This is a genomic window from Streptomyces sp. NPDC048600, assembly GCF_055587025.1.
Genome location: NZ_JBVJGZ010000002.1, coordinates 1 through 24,860, shown reverse-complemented (window position 1 = coordinate 24,860; position 24,860 = coordinate 1). Strand labels below are relative to the sequence as shown.

The following is a 24,860-nucleotide window of genomic DNA, read 5'->3' as shown; positions in this document are numbered from 1 at the left end:
CAAAGCCTCCCCTTCTGAGGGCGGACCCACCCCCCCGTTTGATCGGGCTTTTTTCCCCTTTCCTCGTCCCCCCCCCCCCCCCCCCCCCCCCTCCCTTCCTCTCCCCCCCCCCCCCCCCCCCCCCCGGGCCGTGCTGCTGGGCTCCGAGACCACGCCGTTGCGCTGCTTCCAGACCTGGCGGGTCACCCAGACGTCGAGTGCGCCCCAAGTCGCCACCACGGTGCTCGCGATGCTGCTGAGGACCATGGGGAACGCCAGCCACGATCCGGCCAGGGTGCACAGAAAGGCGATCATCGCCTGTATCAGCGTCAGGGCGATGATCAGCACCGCCCGCACGGCTGCCGTGCGCACCGGATCGGCCAGTCTGCCGCGCCTCGCCTCCTCCTCGACCCAGAGCGGCCTGTGCGCGGCCAGCTGCCGCGCGCCCTGATGGCCGCCGGGCCGCCCTACGCTCGCTTCCTCCGAGGTCCTGCGCACCGCACCCACTGCGGCGCCGGAACCGTCCGTCACCTGGTTCGACCGCACCGGAATGTCGCGATCCGGCGCCTTGGCGCTCGCGGGCGCCGACATCTGTGCCACCGCGCCCTGTCCGGTCGTCCCGCGCCGCTCCGCCGTGCCCATCACCGAGTCACTCCCCACCGCCGGCAGACCCTTGCCCGGACCGAAGTCCGACTCCCCTGTGCCTGCCCGGCTTGCGTCCTTTTACGCCGCCAGGGGGCGGGATGCGGCTCCTGTGGCCGATTCCGCCTCCCCTTCCCGTAGAGACAGACGAACGGCGTGCCCCGAAGATTCCCAAGCGTCGAAAATTTCCAGCCAATTGACCTGGTGTCCTGATCACATCCGGGCCTGGTCACCCTGCCGCTTTCGGGGTCGCAATCTCCCGCAATGAGCGGACAACACGCCATCTCTCCCCGCCAGTGCGGAAGTTCGGATTCCGTATGGCCCTTCGAGTTAACTGTTTGTCGGTAGTAGGCTCGCGCCGTTTGTTGACGCACATGTGTGCCCCCTGCCGGTGGGGGCCGAGCTGGGGGAGGCCATGCGCTTTCGCGGGAAATCCATCCGCCGGAAGATCGTGGCGCTGCTGCTCGTGCCGTTGCTGTCGCTGACCGCGATCTGGGCGTTCGCCACGGTACTGACAGGACGCGAAGCGAGCCGGCTGTTCAACGGGGCCTCCGTCGTCGAGAAGATCGGCTACCCGGCCGAGGACACCGTGCGCGTCCTCCAGGAAGAACGCCGCCAGAGTCTCGCCTACCTCGCCGACCCCAGGGCCTCCGACGCGCTCGAGGCGCTGCGGCGCAGCAGAGCCGCCACCGACCGCGCCGTCGCCGAGATCCGCGAGAACGCCCAGGACCCCGATCTGGCCGACGCCGTCGGACCCGACACGGACGAGCATCTCACCACCGTCCTCGACGCGTTCGAGGGCATCGAGCCCCTGCGCAGCAGCATCGAGGACGGCACCGTCGACCGCGCCCACGCGCTCGACCTCTACAACCGCCTCGTCGACCCCTGCTACGAACTCCTCGGTGATCTCCAGGCCCTGGACAACGCGGAGATGGACAAGCAGTACCGCGCCCTGGTCAACCTCAGCCGGGCCCGCGAACTCCTCTCCCGCGAGGACGCCCTGCTCGGCTCCTCCCTGGTCGTCGGCGAGGTCACCCGCGGCGAGGCCCGCGATCTCTCCGACCTCGTCGCCCAGCGCACGCTGCTCTACGACCTCAACCTCCCGCTGCTGCCCTCCACCGAGCGGGACCGCTACACCCGCTTCTGGAAGAACGCCGCCACCGCACCGCTGCGCGTCGCCGAACAGGCCGCCGTCGGCGCCGGGTCCGGGCGGCCGCGCGATGTCACCGTCTCCAGCTGGGACAACGCCGCGGGCAGCGTCCTCGACGAACTCGCCTCCCTCAACGACCAGGCGGGCAACCGCTACCAGGACCGCGTCGGCCCGTTCGTGACCGACGTGATCGTCAAGGCCGTCATCGCCGCCGTCCTCGGTCTGATCGCCCTGCTGGCCTCCCTCGTGGTGTCCGTGCGCATCGGCCGTGCCCTCATCCGCGACCTGCGGCAGCTGCGCCTCGAGGCCCATGAGGCGTCCGGCGTCCGCCTGCCCAGCGTGATGCGCCGCCTGTCGGCCGGTGAACAGGTCGACGTGGAGACGGAGGTCCCCCGCCTGGAGTACGACAAGAACGAGATCGGCGAGGTCGGCCAGGCACTCAACACCCTCCAGCGCGCCGCCGTCGAGGCCGCCGTCAAGCAGGCGGAACTGCGCGCCGGCGTCTCCGAGGTCTTCGTCAACCTCGCCCGCCGCAGCCAGGTCCTGCTGCACAAGCAGCTCACCCTGCTCGACACCATGGAGCGCAGGACCGAGGACACCGAGGAACTCGCCGACCTCTTCCGCCTCGACCACCTCACCACCCGCATGCGCCGGCACGCCGAGGGCCTGGTGATCCTCTCCGGCGCCGCCCCCTCCCGGCAGTGGCGCAAACCCATCCAGCTGATGGACATCGTCCGGGCCTCCGTCGCCGAGGTCGAGGACTACGAGCGCATCGAGGTGCGCCGACTGCCCCGGGTCGCCGTCACCGGCCCCGCGGTCGCCGACCTCACCCACCTCGTCGCCGAACTCCTCGAGAACGCCACCGTGTTCTCACCCCCGCACACCGCCGTCCATGTCCTCGGCGAACGGGTCGCCAACGGCTTCACCCTGGAGATCCACGACCGCGGCCTCGGTATGGCGGCCGACACCCTGCTGGACGCCAACCTGCGGCTCGCGGAGACCCCCGAGTTCGAACTGTCCGACACCGACCGCCTCGGTCTGTTCGTGGTCAGCCGGCTCGCCCAGCGCCAGAACGTCAGGGTCGCCCTCCAGCCGTCGCCGTACGGCGGCACCACGGCCGTCGTGTTCATCCCCGACGCCCTGCTGACCGACGACGTCCCCGACACCAACGGCATCGGCTTCCGCCTCGACCGCCCCCGCAGCGCGAAGGAGGCCGACTCGGCGGGAGGCCGCAGGACCGCGCTCTCCCAGGTCCCGACCCAGCTGCCCGGCCTCACGGCTTCGCTCCTGGACGGCCCGGTCGAGCTCGAGGCCCCCGTCGACCTGGACAGCATCGGGGACTTCCCGGGCGCCCTCGGCGACGAGGACAGCGAGCGCGGCGGACTCTTCCGGCCACGCCGCTCGATCGCCCTCCCCGAGGCGGACACCGAGGACGGCGCCCTCACGCCGTACGACGGCCCCGCGCCCCTGGACGCCGTCGACCCCACGGACGGCGACGACCTCGGCGGAGCCGTGCCGCTGCCCCGCCGGCGGGCACCCAAGCTGGTCAGCTCGCACGGCCGCCCGGTGACCGGATCCCGCTCCCGCCGCACGGCACCGGACGACGACCGCCTCGGTGCCACCGGCCGCACCGAGCCGGCCGGGGACGTCCGCGGCTCCTCCGGCCGTCCGCTGCCCGACGGAGACCGCCTTCCCGCTCCTTCCGGGCGGTTCCCGTCCGACGGCCCCGCCCCGCTGCCCACACGCCGACGCACGGACCGGGGCGGCACCGAAGGCCACCGGGCCATCCCGACGGGCATCCGGACGGAGCCCGCACCGGGAGCGGCCACGCCGGGCACGCCCGCGACGGCACCCGAACTGCCCCGCCGCTCCCGCCCGGCAGCGCCCACGAGCAGCGCCCCGGACGGCTCCTCACGCCGCACCGGTGCGGCGGAGTCCCCGTCCGGCAACGCCGCCCTGCCCCGCCGCGTCCGGCAGGCCAACCTCGCCCCCCAGCTGAGGCAGGACCCGGAGCGGCGCACCGAGGACCGGGCCGACCCGGCCGACCGGGACGCCGACCAAGTACGCAGCCGTATGGCCTCGCTCCAGCGCGGCTGGCAGCGCGGCCGCCAGGAGAACGCCGAGGGCGACGACGCCCGCACCGGCACAGCATCACAAGGAACGACTAAGGGGGACGGTCGATGACCGCACCGAACACGACCGGCCGCACGGACACCGGCAAGGGCGAGCTGAACTGGCTCCTCGACGAGCTGGTCGACCGGGTCGCGAGCATCCGCAAGGCTGTCGTGCTGTCCGGCGACGGTCTGGCCACCGGGGTCTCCAAGGACCTCACCCGTGAGGACAGCGAACACCTGGCCGCCGTCGCCTCCGGCTTCCACAGCCTGGCCAAGGGCGTGGGCCGCCACTTCGAGGCGGGCAGCGTCCGGCAGACCGTGGTCGAGCTCGACGACGCCTTCCTGTTCGTCACGGCCGCCGGGGACGGCAGCTGCCTCGCCGTGCTCTCGGACGCCGACTCCGACGTCGGTCAGGTCGCCTACGAGATGACCCTGCTCGTCAAGCGGGTCGGCGTGCATCTGCGGACCGCTCCGCGCACCGATCTGCTCCCCGGCGGGTAGTGAGATGGCATGAGCGCTGACGGTCAGGCACACAGCCACTGGTTCGACGACGAGGCCGGCCCCGTAGTCCGTCCGTACGCCATGACACGCGGCCGGACCAGACACGCGGCCCAGCACCGCCTCGACCTGATCGCGGTGGTCGTCACCGAACCCCACGCGGACGATGCGGAGTGCGACCCGACGCTGTCCCCGGAACACACCGAGATCGTCGGTCTGTGCCGGGACACCCCACAGTCGGTAGCCGAACTCGCCTCCGAGCTGAACCTGCCCGTCGGAGTCGTGCGGGTCCTCGTCGGCGATCTCGTCGACGGGGAGTTCGTCCATGTGACCCGCCCCGTCCCGCCGGCCGAGCTGCCGGACGAGAGTATTCTGCGCGACGTGATCAACGGCCTCCGGGCACTGTGAACCGTGCGGAAGCGGGGTGAGGGTGTGACGGGCTGGCAGTTCTGGGTCGACCGGGGCGGCACCTTCACGGACATCGTCGCGAGGCACCCGGACGGTCGGCTGCTCACGCACAAACTGCTCTCGGAGAACCCGGCGAGCTACCCCGACGCCGCCGTCGCGGGCGTGTGTGAGCTTCTCGGCGACTCGCGGGAGACCGTCGAGGCGGTCCGCATGGGCACCACCGTCGCCACCAACGCCCTCCTGGAACGCAAGGGCGAACGCACCGTCCTCGTCGTCACCCGCGGCTTCCGCGACGCGCTGCGCATCGCCTACCAGAACCGGCCGTACATCTTCGCCCGCCGCATCGAACTGCCCGAACTGCTCTACGAACACGTCATCGAGGTCGACGAACGCGTCGCCGCGGACGGCACCCGGCTGCGGGCACCCGACCTGGACACCCTCGCCGACGCCCTCCAACAGGCCTACGACGACGGCATCCGCGCGGTCGCCGTGGTCTGCCTGCACAGCCACCTCCACCCCGCCCACGAACAGGCCGTCGGCGAACTCGCCGCCAGCATCGGGTTCCCGCAGATCTCGCTGTCCAGCGAGGTCAGCCCCCTGATGAAGATCGTCCCGCGCGGAGACACGGCGGTCGTCGACGCCTACCTGTCGCCCGTGCTCCGCCGCTACGTGCGCCAGGTCGCCGACCACCTGGAAGGCGTACGGCTGATGTTCATGCAGTCCAACGGCGGACTCGCCGAGGCCGGACAGTTCCGCGGCAAGGACGCCATCCTGTCCGGCCCCGCAGGCGGCATCGTCGGCATGGCCCGCATGTCGCAGCTGGCCGGCTTCGGCCGCGTCATCGGCTTCGACATGGGCGGCACCTCCACCGACGTCTCCCACTTCGCCGGCGAGTACGAACGCGTCTTCACCACACAGATCTCCGGTGTCCGGCTGCGCGCGCCCATGCTGGACATCCACACGGTCGCGGCGGGCGGCGGTTCGGTCCTGCACTTCGACGGCTCCCGCTACCGCGTAGGGCCGGACTCGGCGGGCGCGGACCCCGGCCCGGCCTGCTACCGCGGCGGCGGCCCGCTCGCCGTCACCGACGCCAACGTCATGCTCGGCCGCATCCAGCCCGCGCACTTCCCCGAGGTGTTCGGGCCCGACGGCGATCAACCCCTGGACGCCGCGCTCGTCGGAGAGCGCTTCACCGCCCTCGCCGGCGAGATCCGCGAGCGGACCGGCGACGACCGAACCCCGGAACAGGTCGCCGAGGGCTACCTGAGCATCGCGGTCGCCAACATCGCCAACGCCGTCAAGCGCATCTCCGTCCAGAAGGGCCACGACGTCACCCGCTACGCCCTCACCACCTTCGGGGGCGCGGGCGGACAGCACGCCTGTATGGTCGCCGACTCGCTCGGCATCCGGACCGTCCTCGTGCCGCCCATGGCGGGAGTGCTGTCCGCCCTCGGCATCGGTCTGGCCGACACCACCGCCATGCGCGAACAGTCCGTCGAGGCCCCGCTGACCGCGGCCGCCATGCCGGACGTGCTGAAGACGGCCGACGACCTGGAGAGCGCCGCCCGCGCCGAACTCCTCGCCGAGGACGTCCCCGACGAGCGCGTCCGCGTCACCCGCCGCGCCCAACTGCGCTACGACGGAACCGACACCACCCTCACCGTCGAGCTGGCCGACCCCGACGCGATGAGGCACACCTTCGAAGAACGGCATCGCGCCACCTACTCCTTCGTCCTGGACCGGCCCGTCGTCGTCGAAGCCCTCTCCGTGGAAGCCACCGGCATCACCGAACCCCCCGATCTGTCCGCCCTCGCCCCGTACGAGGGCAGCCCCGCCGCACCCGAGACCGTCCGCCTCCACACCGGCGGCGCCTGGCGCGACGTACCCCTGCACCGCCGGGAGCACCTGCCTCCCGGCGAGCCCGTCGACGGACCCGCGATCATCAGCGAGGCCGGCGCGACGACCGTCGTCGACGAGGGCTGGCGGGCCACGGCGACCGACGGCGGACAACTGGTCATGGAACGCGCCGCGGTCACGCAGAGTTCCCAGGCCGACACGAAAGTGGATCCGGTCCTGCTGGAGGTCTTCAACAACCTCTTCATGTCCATCGCCGAACAGATGGGCGCCCGACTGGAGTCCACCGCCCAGTCCGTCAACATCAAGGAGCGCCTGGACTTCTCCTGCGCCCTGTTCGACCCCGACGGAAACCTGGTGGCCAACGCCCCCCACATCCCCGTCCACCTGGGCTCGATGGGCACCAGCGTCAAGGAGGTCATCCGGCGCCGCGGACCACGGATGCGGCCCGGGGACACGTACGCCGTCAACGACCCGTACCACGGGGGCACCCACCTCCCCGACGTCACCGTGATCACGCCGGTCTTCGGCCCGGCCCCGGATGGCGACACGCACAGTGACCGCATCCTGTTCTACGTCGCCTCCCGCGGCCACCACGCCGAGATCGGCGGGATCGCCCCCGGCTCCATGCCCGCCGACAGCCGCACCATCGACGAGGAGGGCGTCCTTTTCGACAACTGGCTGCTCGCCGAGAACGGCCGCTTCCGTGAGGAGGAGACGCTCCGCCTGCTCACCGAGGACGCACCCCACCCCTCCCGCAACCCCAGCACCAACCTCGCCGACCTGCGCGCCCAGATCGCCGCCAACCGCAAGGGCGTCGACGAGGTCACCCGCATGATCGACGAGTTCGGCCTCGACGTCGTCCAGGCCTACATGCGGCACGTCCAGGACAACGCCGAGGAAGCGGTGCGCCGCGTCATCGACGCCCTTGACGACGGCGGTTACGCCTACGAGTGCGACTCGGGCGCCGTCATCCGCGTCCAGGTGCGCGTCGACCGCGCCGCCCGCTCGGCGACCGTCGACTTCACCGGCACCTCGGCCCAGCTGCCCGGGAACTTCAATGCGCCCTACGCGGTGGTCAACGCGGCCGTCCTGTACGTCTTCCGCACCCTGGTCGCCGACGACATCCCCCTCAACGACGGCTGTCTGCGCCCGCTGACGATCGTCGTCCCGCAGGGCTCCATGCTCGCGCCCGAACCGCCCGCCGCGGTCGTGGCCGGCAACGTCGAGACCTCCCAGGCCATCACCGGCGCCCTCTACGCCGCGCTCGGCGTGCAGGCCGAGGGCTCCGGCACCATGAACAACGTGACCTTCGGCAACGCCCGCCACCAGTACTACGAGACCGTCGCCTCCGGCTCCGGGGCGGGCGACGGCTTCCCCGGCGCGAGCGTCGTGCAGACCCATATGACCAACTCGCGGCTGACCGACCCCGAGATCCTCGAATGGCGCCTGCCCGTCCGGCTGGAGGAGTTCTCCGTCCGGCGCGGCAGCGGCGGCCCCGGCCGCTGGCCCGGCGGCGACGGCGCCCTGCGCCGCATCCGCTTCCTGGAGCCCATGACCGTCTCCACACTGTCCCAGCACCGCCGCGTACCGCCCTACGGCATGTCCGGCGGCGAGCCCGGCGCCCTGGGCGCCAACCGTGTGGAGCGCGCCGACGGGACCGTCACCGAACTCGGCGGAAGCGACGCCACCGATGTGGGCCCCGGCGACGTACTGGTCGTCGAGACCCCCGGCGGCGGAGGCTACGGGCCGCCGTCGCACCACCCCCATCGAGCAGGAGAAGAAAGCGATGATCTTCGGGCGTTCTGAGCGCGCCAAGCCACCGGTCGAGCCCGTCACGCTCAAGATCCTGGTGGCCGGCGGCTTCGGCGTGGGCAAGACGACCCTCGTCGGCGCGGTCAGCGAGATCAAACCGCTGCGCACCGAGGAACTGCTCACCGAGGCGGGCCGCCCGGTCGACGACCTCAGCGGCGTGGAGGCCAAGCACACCACGACCGTCGCCATGGACTTCGGCCGGATCACCCTCCGCGAGGACCTGGTGCTCTATCTGTTCGGCACACCCGGACAGGAACGCTTCTGGTTCATGTGGGACGAGCTGTCCGAGGGCGCCCTCGGAGCCGTGGTGCTCGCCGACACCCGCCGGCTGGAGGACTGCTTCGCCGCCGTCGACTACTTCGAGCGCCGCTCCATACCGTTCGTCGTCGGCGTCAACTGCTTCGAGGGCGCCGCGAACTACCCGGCCGACGACGTCCGCCGCGCCCTCGACCTGGACGACGACGTGCCCGTGGTGCTGTGCGACGCCCGCGAGCGCGAGTCGGTCAAGGAGGTCCTCATCGGCGTGGTCCAGCACGCCATGGTCGTCGCCGCGAGCCAGCGCGCCGAGGTCGTCGCCACCTGAGCACGGCACAGCCGCCCCTCGGCTCCGACGGCCGCGCACGGCCCGTACCCCCGCCGACCGGGGTACGGGCCGCGATCCACGAGAACGTGCACGCGCGCGTGGCTACGCGTGCCCGTCCTCCAGCCAGCCGAAGCTCTTCTCCACGGCCTTGCGCCAGTTGCCGTACTCCCGGTCACGCACCGAGGCGTCCATCGCCGGGGTCCACTCGGCGTCCTTCCGCCAGTGCGACTTCAGCTCGTCCAGGTCGTTCCACACACCCGTGGCCAGACCCGCCGCGTACGCCGCGCCCAGACAGGTCGTCTCGGAGACCCGCGGCCGGATCACCGGCACGCCCAGCACATCCGCCTGGTGCTGCATCAGCAGGTTGTTCCCGGTCATGCCGCCGTCCACCTTCAGGGTGGTGATGTGCACCCCCGAGTCCTGGTACATCGCGTCCACGACCTCGCGCGTCTGCCAGCTGGTCGCCTCCAGGACCGCGCGCGCGAGATGCGCCTTCGTGACGTACCGGGTGAGGCCGGTGACGACCCCGCGGGCGTCGGACCGCCAGTACGGCGCGAACAGCCCGGAGAACGCGGGCACGATGTAGGCGCCGCCGTTGTCCTCGACACTCGCCGCGAGCGTCTCGATCTCGTCGGCGCTGCGGATGATGCCGAGCTGGTCGCGGAACCATTGCACCAGGGCGCCCGTTATGGCTATCGAACCCTCCAGGCAGTACACCGGCGCCTCCCCGCCGATCTTGTAGCCCATCGTCGTCAGCAGCCCGTTCTTGGAGGGGACCGGCCGGTTGCCGGTGTTCAGCAGCAGGAAGCTGCCCGTGCCGTACGTGTTCTTCGCGGTGCCCACGTCGTAGCAGGCCTGTCCGAACACCGCGGCCTGCTGGTCACCGAGCGCCGAGGCGACCGGCACGCCGGCGAGCCCGCCCACCGCCGTGCCGTACACCTCGGCCGAGGACCGGATCTCGGGCAGCATCGCCTCGGGGACGTTCATCGCGGAGAGCACGGAGGTGTCCCACTGGAGCGTGTCGAGGTTCATCAGCATGGTGCGCCCGGCGTTGGTCACGTCCGTGACGTGGCGGCCGCCGTCCGTGCCGCCGGTCAGGTTCCAGATGAGCCAGGAGTCGATGGTGCCGAAGGCGATCTCGCCGCGTTCGGCGCGGTCCCGCAGCCCGGGGACGTTGTCGAGCAGCCAGGCCGCCTTGGGGCCGGAGAAGTAGCTGGCCAGCGGCAGTCCCGTCTGCTCGCGGAACCGGTCCTGTCCGTCCGCGCCGCCGAGTTCGCGGCACAGGGCCGCCGTTCGGGTGTCCTGCCAGACGATGGCGTTGTGCACGGGCTTGCCCGTGGCGCGGTCCCACAGCACCGTCGTCTCACGCTGGTTGGTGATGCCGAGCGCGCTGAGCTGCTCCGCGCGCAGCCCCGCCTTGGCGAGTGCCCCGGCGACCACCGCCTGGACCTTGGACCAGATCTCGCCGGCGTCGTGCTCCACCCAGCCCGGCTTCGGGAAGATCTGGCGGTGTTCGCGCTGGTCCACGGCGACGACGGCGCCGCCGTGGTCGAAGACGATGCAGCGGCTGGAGGTGGTGCCCTGGTCGATCGCGGCGACGTACTTCTCGGCGTTGTCCGTCATTGCTACCCCTTGGGCTCGGTTCAGAAGGCTGCGTTGTAGACGAGTCCGGCGAGCGCCCCTCCGATCAGCGGCCCGGCCACCGGGATCCAGGCGTAACCCCAGTCGGACGTGCCCTTGTTCGGGATCGGCAGAAAGGTGTGCACGATGCGCGGTCCGAGGTCACGCGCCGGGTTGATGGCGTAGCCGGTGGGCCCTCCCAGGGACAGACCGATGCCCACGACCAGCAGCGAGACGATCAGCACGGTCGTGCCGGACTGGCCGAGGCCCTCGGTCAACCCGAAGGCGAGGACGGGCAGGACGAGGCCCACGGTCGCGATGATCTCGGTGATCAGATTGGCGACCGGGTTCCGGATCTCCGGGACGGTGGAGAAGATGCCCAGCGTCGGCGTCGGTTCCTCGCCCTCCCCGGAGCCGTCCACACGCGCATTGGCCTGGAACTGCGCGAGATACACCAGGTACGCCAGTACCGCGCCGAGCATGGCACCGACGAACTGGCCCAGCAGATACACCCAGACCTTGTCCCACTTCCCGGTGTCCACGGCGATGCCGAGCGTCACGGCCGGGTTGAGATGCCCGCCGGACAGCGGCGCGGCGGTGTACGCGCCCGCCAGCACCGCGAATCCCCAGCCGAAGGCGATCACCACCCAGCCCGAGGCCCGCGCCTTGGAGTGCCTGAGGGTGACGGCGGCGCAGACACCGGCACCGAACAGGATCAGGATGGCGGTTCCGATGACCTCGCCGAGGAAGATGTCCCCGTTGCTCATGGCGGCTCCTAGGCGCTCGGCCCTGGGCGCGGACGCGGGGTGTTCGACCCCGGTCCTGCCTTCAGGGCGCGTTTCCTTGGGTCCTGTGACTCCCGTGGCTCCCGTGTCGAGGACAGCCGAAGGCAGGGAGGGTCCCGCGCCCCGCTCGGCGTCCGTGACGAGCGTGCCGTGGCAGCCGAATCGCCCGTGCGGAGGTGGCCAGGGCGACGCCGAGCCTGCGGCGCATGCCGGATTACGCCGAGAATGTACGGCGATGTCGGCTGCCACGGGAAGTTTTCACCGGCACTCGAGGGGCGTCAAGGTCGCCGACGACAACGGTGACACCGGCTTGAACGGACGTCTGCGGCAGGCAGGTTGCCACCCGGCACGGCGTACGTCCGACACCTACGGCCGACTCCCGTCGCTGACCCCCATCGCCGACCACGGGAGGCACGGCCACCGCTCACCGGTCACGGGAGGCACGGCCACCGCTCACCGGCCACCGACGCCCCGGCCACCGCTCACCCCAGAGGCTCGGCCACCGCGAACCCCGTATGGCTGGTCGTCGGCCCAGCGCCGCGCCGGATCTCGTGGCCGGGCAGCCCGGCCCGGCCGAGCACCCAACTCGCCCCGGTCAGCGACTTCGCGGCCTTCTTCAGGGGCGCCAGACAGGCCGACGCCTGCCGGTGGTCCATCACGGACCCCGGAGCGCACAGGACCGTGGCCAGCGACAGCGTGATCGGCCGTCCGCCCGCCGACCAGGGCGCGTCCAGCACCGAGGCCGCGAGCGGATCGAGGCCGTCCGGATCGGCGAGGACCAGGAAGTCGTCCCCGCCGATATGGCCCACTCGGGTGCTGTCGGAGGCCACGTGCTGGAGCGCACGGCCTACGGACCGTATGAGATCGTCGCCCGCCGCGAACCCGGCCCCGTCGTTGACCTGTTTGAAGTGGTCCACGTCCAGCCAGCTCAGCGCGAAGGACCGGCCGTCCGCGATCCGCCGGTCGACCTCGCCGGTGATCGCGTCGGAGCCGGGCAGCCTGGTCAGCGGATTGAGCCCGGCCGCCTCCTCGACCCGGGACTCGGCCAGCGCCCGCACCAGATCGGCCAGCCGTACGACACCCACGCAGCGTCCGTACCGGTCGACGACGGCCACGTCCTCCGAGGTACGGTCCGGGCCCCCGTCGGCGACGACGTCCAGCACCTCCCAGGCGGTGGCGTCGGCTCCCACGACCCGCGGGACGTCCCCGAGCCGGGCCGCGGGCCGGTCGGCGTACAGGGCGTGGCCGTAGCGCCCCGACAGCGACAGCAGGAACCGGGACCGGTGCAGCGACCGCACGGGCACTCCGTCCCGGTCCACGAGCAGCACCCCGGACACGTCCGGCGAGCCGGTCAGCAGGGCCCGCACCTGCCCCGCGGAGGCGGTGTCGGGCAGCAGTGCGGCGGGCCGCACGAACTCCCGCACCGACGGCCCCGGCCGCGACCTCGACGAGGCCTCGGGGGAGCGGAGCGGAACGTACACCTCCGAGGCCGGCAGCCGGGCCGGCGGCGCGAACAGTTCGCCCTGACCCAGTTGGGCTCCGGCGGCCACGGCCCGTCGGTACTGCAACTCGGTCTCCACGCCCTCGACGGACAGCAGCGCGCCGAGCTGATCGCACAGGGTGCGCATCGCCCGGATCGCCGCGGGCCGCGCCAGCAGCGCCCCGTCGAGCTTCACCAGGTCGGGTGCCAGGTCGACGAGCAGCCGCACGGGGAGATCGCCGTCCCCGACCCCGTCGACGCTGATCCGGAAGCCTGCGCCCCGCAGCGCGGCCACCGCGTCGAGCAGCGCCTGCTGCGGCACATGGGTGAAGGGCGGCCCGATGTCGACCGTGATCTCCCAGGGAAGCCGTCCCGCCTGGCGCACCGCCTCGTGCAGCGGCCGGAGACCGCCCAGGTCGGCGAGGGTGCCGGCGAACACGTTGAGGTGCAGCGGCAGCAGCGTCTCCTTGCGTGCCGCGGAACGCACCGCCAGCACGGCGAGCCTGCCGTCCAGTTCGGGGTCCCGACGGGCCTCGGCCAGGATGTCTCCCGCCTCGGGGCGTGCCAGAACCTCCAGTGCCGCGATCCCGCCGGTGGTCAGATTGACCACGGGCTGGAAGGCGAAGCGGAGAGTATCCGTCCAGGGGTGCACGGGAGCATGATTGCGCTGTCCATGAGGCCCCAGGCGCAGTTCATGAGACGTTCACGCATCCTTTCTGGCCGCTCACAGAGCGTAGACATTGCATTCGGGAAGGGCCACATGTGTGTGAGGAAGCGGGGGTGAATCCCGTGATGAAGCCGGGGGACGAGCGGAGTCGCGGCGCTGTCGTCGTCCGTCGCGCCGCTCAGCGCACGGCCACCACCGCCGAACCATGCCCGAACAGGCCCTGGTTGGCGGAAAGCCCGACGCGAGCCCCCTCCACCTGCCGGTCTCCCGCGGTTCCCCGCAACTGCCAGGTCAGCTCGCACACCTGCGCGATCGCCTGGGCGGGAACGGCCTCGCCGAAGGAGGCCAGTCCGCCGCTCGCGTTCACCGGTATGCGCCCGCCGGACGCCGTCTCACCGGTTCCGAGGAGTTTGGCGCCCTCGCCCTCACCGCAGAGCCCGAGGTCCTCGTACCACTGCAACTCCAGTGCGGTGGACAGGTCGTAGACCTCGGCCAGGGAGAGGTCCCGGGGCCCGATACTCGCCTCCTCGTAGGCCGCGCCGGCGATCGACGCGCGGAACGTCTCCCGGCCGGGCGCCACGGCCGCCGCGGAGTCCGTGGCGAAGTCGGGCAGGTCCAGCACGGTGTTGGGGTACCGCGGCGTCACCGTCGACACGGCCCGGATCCGCACCGGCCGCGCGACTCCGTGGCGGCGGGCGAAGTCCATGCTGGAGAGCACCAGCGCCGCCCCGCCGTCGGAGGTCGCGCAGATGTCCAGCAGCCGCAGCGGATCGGCCACGACCGCCGACGAGGCGACCTCCTCGGCGGTGACGCGTCTGCGGTAGCGCGCGTTCGGATTCAGCGCCCCCGCCGCGGAGTTCTTCACCTTCACCTGGGCGAAGTCCTCCGGCGTGTCCCCGTACACGGCCATCCGCCGGCGCGCGTACAGCCCGAAGTACAGGGGATTGGTCGCCCCCAGCACCCGGAACCGGAGCCAGTCCGGATCGTCGGGGCGGTCCCCGCCCGCAGGACGGAAGAACCCTTTGGGAGCGCAATCGGCCCCCACCACGAGGACGACGTCCGCGAGCCCGGCGAGGATCTGCGCCCGCGCGGTGTTCACCGCCTGGGCCCCTGACGCGCACGCCGCGTACACGCTCGTCACCCGGGCCCCCTGCCAGCCCAGCGCCTGGGCGAAGGCCGCCCCCGCCACATGCCCCGGATACCCGCCGCGGACCGTCCCCGCGCCGACGATCGAGCCGATGTCGCGCCAGTCCACCCCCGCGTCGGCCAGCGCGGCCCGCGCCGCCGCCGCGCCGTATGCGACGAAGCCGTGGCCCCACTTCCCCCAGGGGTGCATGCCCGCCCCCAGTACCGCCACGTCCGCCGTCATGTCCTCACCCCCGTCGGCCGCCAGTGCCATGTCGTCCAGATCGTCTCGTCGTCCTCGTGCAGCACGCCGGGCACGGCCTCCACCTCCATGCCCACCGCCAGATCCGCGACGGTGACCCCGGGTGCCGCCTGGCCCAGCACCACCATCCGCTCGGATTCCAGCTCCACCGCGATCAACGCGTACGGGACCCAGGGAAGTTCCCGATCGGTCACATACGGTGACGGTGGCCGGTAGCGCGCGTCGGTGTACGACCAGACGCGCCCGTACCGGGAGAGCGGGTGCTCGGCCAGTTCGCCCCCGGCGCAGGCGGGATTGCGGCAGTGCCTGTCCTCCCTGGGGAAGAACACGGACAAGCACGCGGAACACCGGGTTCCGAGCAGTCGGAAGGAATCCCCTTCGCCGGTGAACCACCCGGCGACCACAGGCGTGCGTGTGCGAGACAAAGGCCCTCCCCGCGTTCAGATCTGATGAAGCGTCAGAAGTGTGCCACGGGCAACCATGAACCGGCAGAGCGAATGAGTGAACCAAACGCGCCACATTCGGCGTCGTGGATACCGGAGGGACGGGCGAGGCCCACGGGGGTGGCCCCGGCCGTCCCTCCGCCGAGTCGGAGCGATCGTGTCCGGCCCCGCCGCGCCGGTCGCGGACACACTGCGGTGCGGCGCTCCGGCGAGCACCCAGGCCGCACGCGAGGCCGTACCCCAGCCGCACATGCGGCCCGTACCCCGACCGCATGCGGGCACCACTGAGACGCCGGACGGCACCGCCCTCTCCGTGATCGGATACAGTCCGCGACGTGTCAGAGAACCAGCACCCCGCCCCCAACTCCGCGCCGGGCTCCCACTGTTCGAGCTGCGGAGCGCCCTACGGAGAGGGCATCTCCGGCTGGCCCCGCACCTGCCCCGCGTGCGCCACCGTGGCCTACCGCAACCCGCTGCCCGTCGCGGTGGCCCTGCAACCCGTGTACGACACCCAGGGCACCGCCCTGGTCGTCATCACCCGGACCGTGCCGCCCGCGCGCGGGGGCATCGCCCTGCCCGGCGGCTACATCGACGACCGTGAGGACTGGCGGCAGGCCCTCGTGCGCGAGCTCAGGGAGGAGACCGGGATCGAAGCGGCGGGCCGCGACGTCCGGCTCGTCGACGCCATGAGCGCGCCCGACGGCCATCTGCTGCTGTTCGGCGCCCTCCCGGAACGCCCCGCCGACGGTCTGCCCCAGTCGGCCGCGACCGACGAGACCGAAGGCTGGCAGCTGCTGCGCAGGCCCGAGGAACTGGCCTTCCCCCTGCACACCCTGGCCGTACGCGCCTGGTTCGAAGGCCGCTACATCTGACGCTCGCCCTCCGCGAGACCACGCAGGCGCACCGGGTGGGACGGCTCGCTCACGCCGTCCTCATCCTCGCGCCCCACCACCACTCGGAGCCCCTCCCATCGGCTGACATAACGCTCGGTCTCCGGCTCCGCCCAGCCGTCACCCGCGTCCGCCACCATCAACCCCGTGCCCGTACGCCCACGAGCCGGCGCCCACACCTCCAGCTCCAGCCCGCCGTCCGCACCCCGCACCGGCAGGACGGAACCCGCGCGCGCGAGCACCGGAATCCTGGACAGCGGCGCGTCCACCAAGACCTGCCCCGGCCCCTCGTACGCCTGCCCGGTCACCGTGTCGTACCAGCGGCCGCGCGGCAGCTGCACCGCACGCCGGTCCGCCCCCGACTCCAGCACCGGCGCCACCAACAGCGCGTCGCCGAGCAGGAAGGCGTCCTCGCACTCGCGCAGCCCCCGGTCCTCCGGCGCCTGCCACCACAGCGGCCGCACATACGGCGCTCCGGTACGACGGGCCAGATGCGCCAGCGTCATGAAGTACGGCAGCAGCCGCCGGCGCTCGACCAGCGCCACGCGCGCGTGCTCCAGCACCTCGGGCCCGAACTCCCAGGGCTCCCGACGCCCCGCCCGCAGGCTCGCGTGCGTACGGAACAGCGGCAGGTACGCGCCCAGCTGGAACCAGCGCAGGAACAGCTCCGGCGACGGGCTCCCGTCGTAACCGCCGACATCCGGCCCCGAGTAGGGCACCCCGCACAGCCCGAGCCCCAGCACCAGCGACAGCGAGGCGCGCAGACCGGGCCACCCCGTGCCCACATCGCCCGACCAGGTCCCGCCGTAGCGCTGCATGCCCGCCCAGCCCGACCGCGAGAAGACGAAAGGCCGCTGCCCCGGCGTCAGCTCCCGCAGCCCTTCGTACGCCGCCCGGGCCATGCACAGGGCGTAGACGTTGTGCGCCTCACGATGATCACCGCCGCGGCCCTCCAGAGCGTGCCGGGCCGAGCGCGGCAACGTCGTCTCGCCGAACGCCGCGAACGAAGTCGGCTCGTTCATGTCATGCCAGAAACCGGAGAAGCCCTCGGCGAGACGCTCCTCGTACCGCCGCCCCCACCACGCACGCACGCGCGCGTGCGTGAAATCGGGGAACACCGCCTCCCCGGGCCACACGACCCCGCGCACCACCCGACCCGATGCGTCCCTGACAAACGCGTCCTCGACCGTGCCGCTGTCGTACACCGCGTTCCCCGGGGCGGCCTTCACCGCCGGATCGACGATCGACACCAGCCTGATCCCGTCCCGCCGCAGCTCCTCCGCCAGCCCCGGCAGCTTCGGGAACCGGTCCCGGTCCACGGTGAACACCTGGTGCTCGTCGAGATGGTCGATGTCCAGATGCACCGCGTCGAGCGGCAGCCCGCGCTCCTGGTAGCCGGAGACGATCCGCCGCACCTCCTGCTCGCTGCCGAAACCCCAGCGCGCGTGCTGATGGCCGAGCGCCCACGCGGGCGGCAGCGCGGGCGCACCCGTCAGCGCCGCCCAGGCCATCAGCACGCGCGCGGGAGTGCCGACCATCACCCAGCAGCGCAGCGGGCCGCCCTCCATCCGCAGCTCGCTCGTCCCGGCACGGTCATGACCCGAACCCGCGCCCTCCTCGCCCTCCCGAAGCGTCACCGTGCCGTCCCACGAGGTGTCGTGGAAGACCAGATGCGTCGCCGCGTCGGCCACCACCAGCTGCACCGGCATCGTGATGTACAGCGGATCGTCCCCGGGCCCGAAGGAACCGCCCGGATCGGTGTTCCACAGCCGGTACACCCCGTCACGCAGCCGCGGCCCCGAGGCCCGACCGCCCAGACCGAAGAACCGCGCGTCCGCCGGCACCTCCGACCGCTGCATCCACCGCGCCGGACCACCCTCCACCGGCTCCCACCACCGGGGCGGCAGATCCCGCCGCAGCAGCACACCACCGGGCGTCTGCACCTCGATGCCCCCGTGTCGCGAGACGATCACGGTCACCCGCTCGGCCACCACCCGCCAGCCGCCGTCCTTGTCGGGCTCCAGCACCGCCCGCGGATCGGGCTCCGGGCACTGCCCCGCCAGCGCGTACGACGGCTCCGGACCCGCGCCGTCCCAGCCCCAGAAGGCGGCCCCGTTCACCGTGACCAGAATCCGCAGCTCCGAACGGCCGAAACGGAGCAGGCCCCCGCCAGGGCCCGGCTCCGCCTCCCGCACGGTCCCGGGCACACGCGCGCGTTCCACGCCACGCGACGGCAGCCCCGTCGCGTCGGCACGCCTCCTGCGCCACGCCGCCCGTACGGTGCGAAACCCCTGGGCCGCCCCCGCAGAACCGACCGCCTTCATCGAATGCACCAGGTCACGACCGTCCATGGTGATCACCCTGCCATCGACCCGCCCGCGCGCGTGTCTCGTTCAACTCCCGTTCACCCGTGCCGGGACCACATCTTCATGACGCCGACTATGTGGGGTGGCCCCTGGTATCGGAGTCGATCACATGGCATCGTCCCTGTCACCGCGTCACGCGCACACCCCGCCCGTGCGCGGACGACGCACACGACGCGCACAGTCCGGGAGCCCCCCTTGTCGACCGAGAACGCCCAGCCGCTCTGGCAGCCCGACTCCGAACGTATCGCCGACGCCCGGATCACGAAATTCCAGACCTGGGCCGCAGAACAGCACGGAGCCCCCGCCGACGGCGGCTACGCCGCACTGCACAGCTGGTCCGTCGCCGAACCGGAGGTGTTCTGGAAAGCGGTCACCGAATGGTTCGACGTCCGCTTCTCCACGCCCTACGCGCGCGTGCTCGGAGACCGCTCGATGCCCGGCGCCTCCTGGTTCCCCGGAGCGACCCTCAACTACGCCGAACACGCGCTGCGCGCCGCCGCGACCCGCGCCGACGAACCCGCGCTCCTCCATGTCGACGAGACCCACGACCCGCGTCCGGTGACCTGGGACCAGCTGCGCCGCCAGGTCGGCTCCCTGGCCGCCGAACTCCGTGCCCTGGGCGTCCGGCCCGGCGACCGCGTCAGCGGCTACCTCCCGAACATCCCCGAGGCCGTCGTCGCGCTCCTCGCCACCGCCGCCGTCGGCGGCGTCTGGACCTCCTGTGCCCCCGACTTCGGCGCCCGAAGCGTCCTCGACCGCTTCCAGCAGGTAGAACCCGTGGTCCTGTTCACCGTCGACGGCTACCGCTACGGCGGCAAGCAGCACGACCGCCGCGACACCGTCACCGAACTGCGCGCCGAACTGCCGACCCTGCGTGCCGTCGTCCACATCCCGGTGCTCGGCACCGAAGCCCCCGAAGGCGCCCTCGACTGGTCCGCCCTGACCGGCGCCGACGTGGAACCCGTCTTCGAACAGGTCCCCTTCGACCACCCCCTCTGGGTCCTTTACTCCTCCGGTACGACCGGCCTGCCCAAGGCGATCGTCCAGTCCCAGGGCGGCATCCTCGTCGAACACCTCAAGCAGCTCGGCCTGCACTGCGACCTCGGGCCCGAGGACCGGTTCTTCTGGTACACGTCCACGGGCTGGATGATGTGGAACTTCCTCGTCTCCGGCCTCCTGACCGGCACCACGGTCGTCCTGTACGACGGCAGCCCCGGATATCCCGACACCGGCGCCCAGTGGCGCGTCGCCGAACTCACCCGGGCCACCCTCTACGGCACCTCCGCCGCCTACGTCATGGCCTGCCGCAAGGCCGAGGTGCACCCCTCGCGCGACCACGACCTCTCCAGCGTCCGCTGTGTCGCCACCACCGGATCGCCCCTGCCGCCCGACGGCTTCCGCTGGCTCCACGACGAGGTCCGCGACGACCTCTGGATCGCCTCGGTCAGCGGCGGCACGGACGTGTGCTCCTGCTTCGCGGGAGCCGTCCCCACCCTCCCCGTGTACATCGGCGAGCTCCAGGCCCCCGGCCTCGGCACCGACCTCCAGTCCTGGGACCCCAGCGGCGAACCCCTGACCGACGAGGTCGGCGAACTCGTCGTCACCAACCCCATGCCGTCGATGCCGATCTACTTCTGGAACGACCCCGACGGCAGCCGCTACCACGACAGCTACTTCGACACCTACCCCGGCGTATGGCGCCACGGCGACTGGATCACTGTCACCTCCCGGGGCTCCGTCGTCATCCACGGCCGCTCCGACTCCACCCTCAACCGCCAGGGCGTACGGATGGGCTCCGCCGACATCTACGAGGCCGTCGAGCGGCTCCCCGAGATCAAGGAGTCCCTCGTCATCGGCCTGGAGCAGCCCGACGGCGGCTACTGGATGCCGCTCTTCGTCCACCTGACGCCGGGCGCCACCCTCGACGACGCCCTGCTCGGCCGCATCAAGCAGACCATCCGCGAACAGCTCTCGCCCCGCCACGTCCCCGACGAGGTCATCGAGGTCCCCGGCATCCCGCACACGCTGACCGGCAAGCGCATCGAGGTCCCGGTCAAGCGCCTGCTCCAGGGCACCCCCCTCGACAAGGCGGTCAACGTCGGCTCCATCGACAACCTCGAGCTCCTCCACTTCTACGAGGACCTCGCCCGCAAGCGCGCCTGACCCGACGCCCGGCCGGCCGCGGACCCCTCGCGACAACCCGCGGCCGGCACCGCGTCCCACACCCCCATCCAGCACCTGACCTGTGACAAAAGCACTCACGGAGCCCATTGTCAGTGGCCCCGGTTACTGTGAGTGAGCATTGATCGACCGTGCACAGGGGGAAAAATGGCGCACACCGACCACCAGACCGTCCGACGCGTCCTGCGCCGCGAAATCGCCGGCACCATCGGCCTGCTCACCGACGAGCAGGACTTCACGGCCATGCGCCGCTACCGGAGCTTCGCCTTCGCCGACCACGCCACCTATCTGCGCGAGGTGGAAGCGCTCCTGCGCAGCCGTGCCCGGCAAGGCGGCCACACCACCGTGGCCCTCTTCGACCCGCAGGAATACGCGGACTACTGCACCCACTCCGGCCTCGACCCCGACCAGGCATCGAGCCGCACCCGCTTCACCGCCGAACTCGCCACCACCGGACCGGCCGTCCCCTACGACGGCCAGCCCCTGACCGACCTCCTCCCCGCCCTCGTCGACGAGGCCGTACGCCAGGCGACCTGGGAGTACGCCTCCACACTCCTGGCCCGCCTCGGCGCCTGCTCCTCCTGCGGCGAGGACCTCGGGCGGGCCGCCTTCACACGCGCCGCGGACTTCGTCGTCCGCATCCTCGACACGGCACCGCCCGGCTCCCACCACCTCGTGTGCAGCGTCTCCACCACACCCGAAGCCCTCGTCGCCGCGCTGCACGCCGACCGGGACCGGGCCGATCTCGAACTGCACGAGCCGGAGGCCCTCGAGTTCACCACCGTCCTGGCCGTGGGCATGGCCACCGGCAGCCCCGGCGGACTCGTCATGCGCACCACCGCACCCGACACCCCCGACCAGGTCTACGGATGGCGCCTGCGCGTCGGCGGCCTCCAGCCCCTCACCGCCGCCGAGGTCTTCGACGCCTACTGCACCGACGCCGAGTCCGGCGACCTCATCTCACCCGAATCGAACGTCGACTACTGCGCACCGCCCGACCTCGGACCCGGAGGAACCGGCCCCCGGCACGGCCACTGAACGCGCGAGGGGCGCCCCACCCTTCGGATGGAGCGCCCCTCGCCAGGAACCGGAGCATCAGGCCGCCGGTGCCTACCCGTCACTCGCCGGACAGCACCGCCTGCACGGCCTTCCGAGCCTCGTCGGCGCTGTCCGCCGCCCGGGCGGCCGCGGCGGCCCGCTCGCACTGGGCCAGCGTGTACTTCGCCAGGGTCGCGCGCACATAGGGGATCGACGCGGCGCCCATCGACAGAGAGGTGACACCCAGACCCGTCAGCACACACGCCAGCAGCGGATCGGAGGCGGCCTCACCGCACACACCACAGCTCTTGCCCTCGGCCTTGGCGGCCTCCGCGGACAACGCCACCAGGTCGAGCAGGGCCGGCTGCCACGGGTCCTGGAGCCGGGACACCGCACCCACCTGACGGTCGGCGGCGAAGGTGTACTGGGCCAGGTCGTTCGTGCCCAGCGACAGGAACTCGACCTCCTGGAGGATCGAGCGCGCCCTCAGCGCCGCAGAGGGGATCTCCACCATCGCGCCGAACTTCGCCCGCAGCCCGGCCTCGCGGCACGCGTCCGCGAACGCCTTGGCGTCGGCACGGTCCGCCACCATCGGCGCCATCACCTCGAGGTAGACCGGCAGACCCTCGGCGGCCTTCGCCAGCGCGGTCAGCTGGGTGCGCAGCACCTCGGGGTGGTCGAGCAGCGTCCGCAGACCCCGCACGCCCAGCGCCGGGTTCGGCTCGTCGGCCGGAGTCAGGAAGTCCAGGGGCTTGTCCGCCCCCGCGTCCAGGACCCGCACCACGACACGGCCCTCGGGGAAGGCTTCGAGAACCTTGCGGTAGGCCTCGAACTGCTTCTCCTCGGACGGCGCGTTCTTGCTGTCGTCCAGGAAGAGGAACTCGGTACGGAACAGACCCACACCCTCGGCCCCGGCCTCCACGGCAGCCGGCACGTCCGCCGGACCGCCGACGTTGGCCAGCAACGGCACCTTGTGCCCGTCGGCCGTGGCACCCGGACCCGTGGAAGCCGCCAGAGCAGCCTTCCGCTCCGCCGCCGCGGCCTCCAGTTGCGCCTTCTTCTCCTCGCTCGGGTGCACGAAGAGCTCACCGGTGCTGCCGTCGACCGCGATCATGGTGCCCTCGGCCAGTTCACCCGCACCCGGCAGCGCCACGACCGCGGGGACACCGAGCGCACGGGCCAGGATCGCGCTGTGGCTCGTCGGCCCGCCCTCCTCGGTCACGAAGCCGAGCACCAGGGTCGGGTCGAGCAGCGCCGTGTCCGCCGGCGCCAGGTCCCGCGCGACGAGCACATACGGCTCGTCACTGTCCGGGACGCCCGGCATCGGCACACCGAGCAGTCGCGCGACGATACGGTTCCGCACGTCGTCCAGGTCGGCCACCCGGCCGGCCAGGTACTCGCCCGCGCCGGCCAGCAGCTCGCGGTACGCGGCGAACGCGTCGTAGACGGCCCGCTCGGCCGTGCTGCCGACGGCGATCCTGCGATCCACGTCCGCGATCAGCTCGGGGTCCTGGGCCATCAGGGCCTGCGCCTCGAGCACCGCCTGGGCTTCGCCCCCCGCCAGATTGCCGCGCGCCATCAGGTCGGCCGCCACAGCCTCCACGGCCTGGCGGGCACGCCCCTGCTCCCGCTCCGCCTCCTCCGCCGGGATCTGCTTGGCCGGCGGTTCCAGGACCGCCGTTCCCATGTGCCGAACCTCGCCGATCGCCACACCGTGGCTCACGCCGACGCCTCGCAGCGTTGTCTCCATCTCACCCGTCTCCGATAGTGCGGCGGGTCCCGCCGCCGCGGTGGTTGTCCTGCCTGCCGTCATGACGACGGTGCCGATGTCACGCCCAGCCGAAGAGCGCGTCGCCCGCCTTGACGTCACCGTCCTCGCGGAGGTCGGAGAGCAGCTCTGCCGTGGCCTCCAGCGCCACGATCGGACAGACCGGGGACTTGCCGGCCTCTTCCACGGCGGCCGGGTTCCAGCGGATGACGGCCTGGCCGCGGGTCACGGTGTCTCCCTTGTTCACCAGGAGCTCGAAACCCTCACCGTTGAGCTGCACGGTGTCGATGCCCAGGTGGGTGAGGACGCCATGGCCCTCCGAGTCGACGACGACGAAGGCGTGGGGGTGCAGGGACACGATGACCCCGTCCACCGGGGAAACAGCCTCGGAAGGCTCCCGGACGGGATCGATGGCGGTACCCGGGCCGACCATGGCCCCGGAGAAGACGGGATCCGGCACGGCGGCCAGTCCGATGGCGCGTCCTGCGAGAGGGGACGTCACGGTGGTCATGGGAAGCCTCCCAGGGGCGGAGATGCTTACGCGCCGTCACTGACTGTCGACAACGGCGCACTGTTGAGCAGGGTATGTCATATGAAGTCCCGGTTCCGTACGAATGGCCCCGGGGTAAGAGGTCTAGACCACTAGTCTAGCCGATTTGCGCGAGCTTCGCGGCCCCGTGTACTGTCGTATCCCTGCCTGACGGTGAGTGACGTAAGCAATCGTCCAAAGCCGGGCAGCAACCAACTCGTCAGATCCTTTCGCTGGGTCTCCTTCTGCATGTCCGCAGAACGGTGGTCAGCGGGACGGAAAATCACTGATAAAGTCGGAACCGCCGGAAAGGGAAACGCGAAAGCGGGAACCTGGAAAGCACCGAGGAAATCGGATCGGAAAGATCTGATAGAGTCGGAAACGCAAGACCGAAGGGAAGCGCCCGGAGGAAAGCCCGAGAGGGTGAGTACAAAGGAAGCGTCCGTTCCTTGAGAACTCAACAGCGTGCCAAAAGTCAACGCCAGATATGTTGATACCCCGTCTCCGGCATCAGCCGGGGCGAGGTTCCTTTGAAATAACACAGCGAGGACGCTGTGTGCGGGGAGATTATTCCTCTCCTCGCACCGCTCTCGTGGTGTTGCACCGGATTACCGGTAAACATTCACGGAGAGTTTGATCCTGGCTCAGGACGAACGCTGGCGG

Annotated in this window: 16 protein-coding genes and 1 pseudogene; 8 read left to right on the top strand and 9 right to left on the bottom strand. The window is 71.5% G+C overall.

What is annotated here, in order from left to right:
• Positions 1 to 123: 123 nt before the first annotated feature.
• Positions 124 to 621, bottom strand: a pseudogene (locus ACZ6SQ_RS02260) (hypothetical protein); the annotation flags it as partial.
• A gap of 415 nt (positions 622 to 1,036) precedes the next feature.
• Between ACZ6SQ_RS02260 and ACZ6SQ_RS02255 the strand changes: the two are divergent.
• The 5 genes from ACZ6SQ_RS02255 to ACZ6SQ_RS02235 are packed head-to-tail and all read left to right on the top strand — an operon-like array spanning position 1,037 to position 9,043.
• Complete coding sequence (locus tag ACZ6SQ_RS02255; RefSeq protein WP_469555825.1) at positions 1,037 to 3,955, top strand: sensor histidine kinase; 2,919 nt, start codon at positions 1,037 to 1,039, stop codon at positions 3,953 to 3,955.
• Positions 3,952 to 4,386, top strand: coding sequence for a roadblock/LC7 domain-containing protein (locus ACZ6SQ_RS02250; RefSeq protein WP_386386009.1), 435 nt, complete (start codon positions 3,952 to 3,954; stop codon positions 4,384 to 4,386). The genes ACZ6SQ_RS02255 and ACZ6SQ_RS02250 overlap by 4 nt, the downstream gene beginning before the upstream one ends.
• A 9-nt stretch (positions 4,387 to 4,395) precedes the next feature.
• Positions 4,396 to 4,791, top strand: coding sequence for a DUF742 domain-containing protein (locus tag ACZ6SQ_RS02245; RefSeq protein ID WP_469555821.1), 396 nt, complete (start codon positions 4,396 to 4,398; stop codon positions 4,789 to 4,791).
• Positions 4,792 to 4,815: 24 nt separating this feature from the next.
• Positions 4,816 to 8,454: a hydantoinase B/oxoprolinase family protein gene (locus ACZ6SQ_RS02240; RefSeq protein WP_469555819.1), complete on the top strand. Its 3,639-nt coding sequence runs from the start codon at positions 4,816 to 4,818 to the stop codon at positions 8,452 to 8,454.
• Positions 8,435 to 9,043, top strand: coding sequence for a GTP-binding protein (locus ACZ6SQ_RS02235; protein WP_469555816.1), 609 nt, complete (start codon positions 8,435 to 8,437; stop codon positions 9,041 to 9,043). The genes ACZ6SQ_RS02240 and ACZ6SQ_RS02235 overlap by 20 nt, the downstream gene beginning before the upstream one ends.
• A 102-nt stretch (positions 9,044 to 9,145) precedes the next feature.
• Here the strand turns inward: ACZ6SQ_RS02235 and glpK are convergent, their stop codons facing one another.
• From glpK to ACZ6SQ_RS02210, 5 genes are all read right to left on the bottom strand, one after another.
• On the bottom strand, positions 9,146 to 10,666 hold the full coding sequence (glpK, locus tag ACZ6SQ_RS02230) for a glycerol kinase GlpK (protein WP_469555813.1): 1,521 nt from the start codon (positions 10,664 to 10,666) through the stop codon (positions 9,146 to 9,148).
• 20 nt (positions 10,667 to 10,686) lie between these two features.
• Positions 10,687 to 11,430 (bottom strand): MIP/aquaporin family protein, encoded by a 744-nt coding sequence (locus ACZ6SQ_RS02225; RefSeq protein WP_469555810.1) that lies wholly within the window; start codon positions 11,428 to 11,430, stop codon positions 10,687 to 10,689.
• 500 nt (positions 11,431 to 11,930) lie between these two features.
• A complete protein-coding gene (locus ACZ6SQ_RS02220; protein ID WP_469555807.1) occupies positions 11,931 to 13,580 on the bottom strand; it encodes an EAL domain-containing protein in 1,650 nt (549 codons plus the stop codon).
• A gap of 193 nt (positions 13,581 to 13,773) precedes the next feature.
• Positions 13,774 to 14,964, bottom strand: a complete 1,191-nt coding sequence (locus ACZ6SQ_RS02215; protein WP_469556602.1) for a lipid-transfer protein — start codon at positions 14,962 to 14,964, stop codon at positions 13,774 to 13,776.
• Complete coding sequence (locus ACZ6SQ_RS02210; protein WP_469556600.1) at positions 14,961 to 15,386, bottom strand: Zn-ribbon domain-containing OB-fold protein; 426 nt, start codon at positions 15,384 to 15,386, stop codon at positions 14,961 to 14,963. The genes ACZ6SQ_RS02215 and ACZ6SQ_RS02210 overlap by 4 nt, the downstream gene beginning before the upstream one ends.
• Positions 15,387 to 15,760: 374 nt before the next feature.
• On the opposite strand from ACZ6SQ_RS02210, the gene ACZ6SQ_RS02205 reads away from it, so the two are divergent.
• Entirely contained in the window at positions 15,761 to 16,297 is a 537-nt protein-coding gene (locus ACZ6SQ_RS02205; RefSeq protein ID WP_469555804.1) for an NUDIX domain-containing protein, read from the top strand.
• On the opposite strand, the gene ACZ6SQ_RS02200 is transcribed toward ACZ6SQ_RS02205, so the two are convergent.
• The gene (locus ACZ6SQ_RS02200; RefSeq protein WP_469555801.1) at positions 16,288 to 18,666 is read right to left on the bottom strand and encodes a glycoside hydrolase family 31 protein; all 2,379 of its coding nucleotides are present in this window, start codon (positions 18,664 to 18,666) and stop codon (positions 16,288 to 16,290) included. The genes ACZ6SQ_RS02205 and ACZ6SQ_RS02200 overlap by 10 nt on opposite strands.
• A 210-nt stretch (positions 18,667 to 18,876) precedes the next feature.
• Here ACZ6SQ_RS02200 and ACZ6SQ_RS02195 point away from each other — a divergent pair, with 210 nt between their 5' ends.
• The gene (locus tag ACZ6SQ_RS02195) at positions 18,877 to 20,844 is read left to right on the top strand and encodes an acetoacetate--CoA ligase (protein WP_469555798.1); all 1,968 of its coding nucleotides are present in this window, start codon (positions 18,877 to 18,879) and stop codon (positions 20,842 to 20,844) included.
• A 165-nt stretch (positions 20,845 to 21,009) separates the two neighbouring features.
• Complete coding sequence (locus ACZ6SQ_RS02190; RefSeq protein WP_469555796.1) at positions 21,010 to 21,900, top strand: hypothetical protein; 891 nt, start codon at positions 21,010 to 21,012, stop codon at positions 21,898 to 21,900.
• 79 nt (positions 21,901 to 21,979) lie between these two features.
• On the opposite strand, the gene ptsP is transcribed toward ACZ6SQ_RS02190, so the two are convergent.
• Together ptsP and ACZ6SQ_RS02180 are read right to left on the bottom strand one after the other, a co-directional pair.
• Complete coding sequence (ptsP, locus tag ACZ6SQ_RS02185; protein WP_469555793.1) at positions 21,980 to 23,650, bottom strand: phosphoenolpyruvate--protein phosphotransferase; 1,671 nt, start codon at positions 23,648 to 23,650, stop codon at positions 21,980 to 21,982.
• A gap of 79 nt (positions 23,651 to 23,729) precedes the next feature.
• Positions 23,730 to 24,179 (bottom strand): PTS sugar transporter subunit IIA, encoded by a 450-nt coding sequence (locus ACZ6SQ_RS02180; RefSeq protein WP_469555790.1) that lies wholly within the window; start codon positions 24,177 to 24,179, stop codon positions 23,730 to 23,732.
• Between the last annotated feature and the right edge of the window lie 681 nt (positions 24,180 to 24,860).

Coding starts and splice junctions, on each gene's coding strand:
- ACZ6SQ_RS02250 (WP_386386009.1), top strand. CDS start 3,952: ATGACCGCACCGAACACGACCGGCCGCACGGACACCGGCAAGGGCGAG.
- ACZ6SQ_RS02225 (WP_469555810.1), bottom strand. CDS start 11,430: ATGAGCAACGGGGACATCTTCCTCGGCGAGGTCATCGGAACCGCCATC.
- ACZ6SQ_RS02200 (WP_469555801.1), bottom strand. CDS start 18,666: ATGGACGGTCGTGACCTGGTGCATTCGATGAAGGCGGTCGGTTCTGCG.
- ACZ6SQ_RS02255 (WP_469555825.1), top strand. CDS start 1,037: ATGCGCTTTCGCGGGAAATCCATCCGCCGGAAGATCGTGGCGCTGCTG.
- ACZ6SQ_RS02235 (WP_469555816.1), top strand. CDS start 8,435: ATGATCTTCGGGCGTTCTGAGCGCGCCAAGCCACCGGTCGAGCCCGTC.
- ACZ6SQ_RS02190 (WP_469555796.1), top strand. CDS start 21,010: ATGGCGCACACCGACCACCAGACCGTCCGACGCGTCCTGCGCCGCGAA.
- ACZ6SQ_RS02215 (WP_469556602.1), bottom strand. CDS start 14,964: ATGACGGCGGACGTGGCGGTACTGGGGGCGGGCATGCACCCCTGGGGG.
- ACZ6SQ_RS02180 (WP_469555790.1), bottom strand. CDS start 24,179: ATGACCACCGTGACGTCCCCTCTCGCAGGACGCGCCATCGGACTGGCC.
- glpK (WP_469555813.1), bottom strand. CDS start 10,666: ATGACGGACAACGCCGAGAAGTACGTCGCCGCGATCGACCAGGGCACC.
- ptsP (WP_469555793.1), bottom strand. CDS start 23,650: ATGGAGACAACGCTGCGAGGCGTCGGCGTGAGCCACGGTGTGGCGATC.
- ACZ6SQ_RS02245 (WP_469555821.1), top strand. CDS start 4,396: ATGAGCGCTGACGGTCAGGCACACAGCCACTGGTTCGACGACGAGGCC.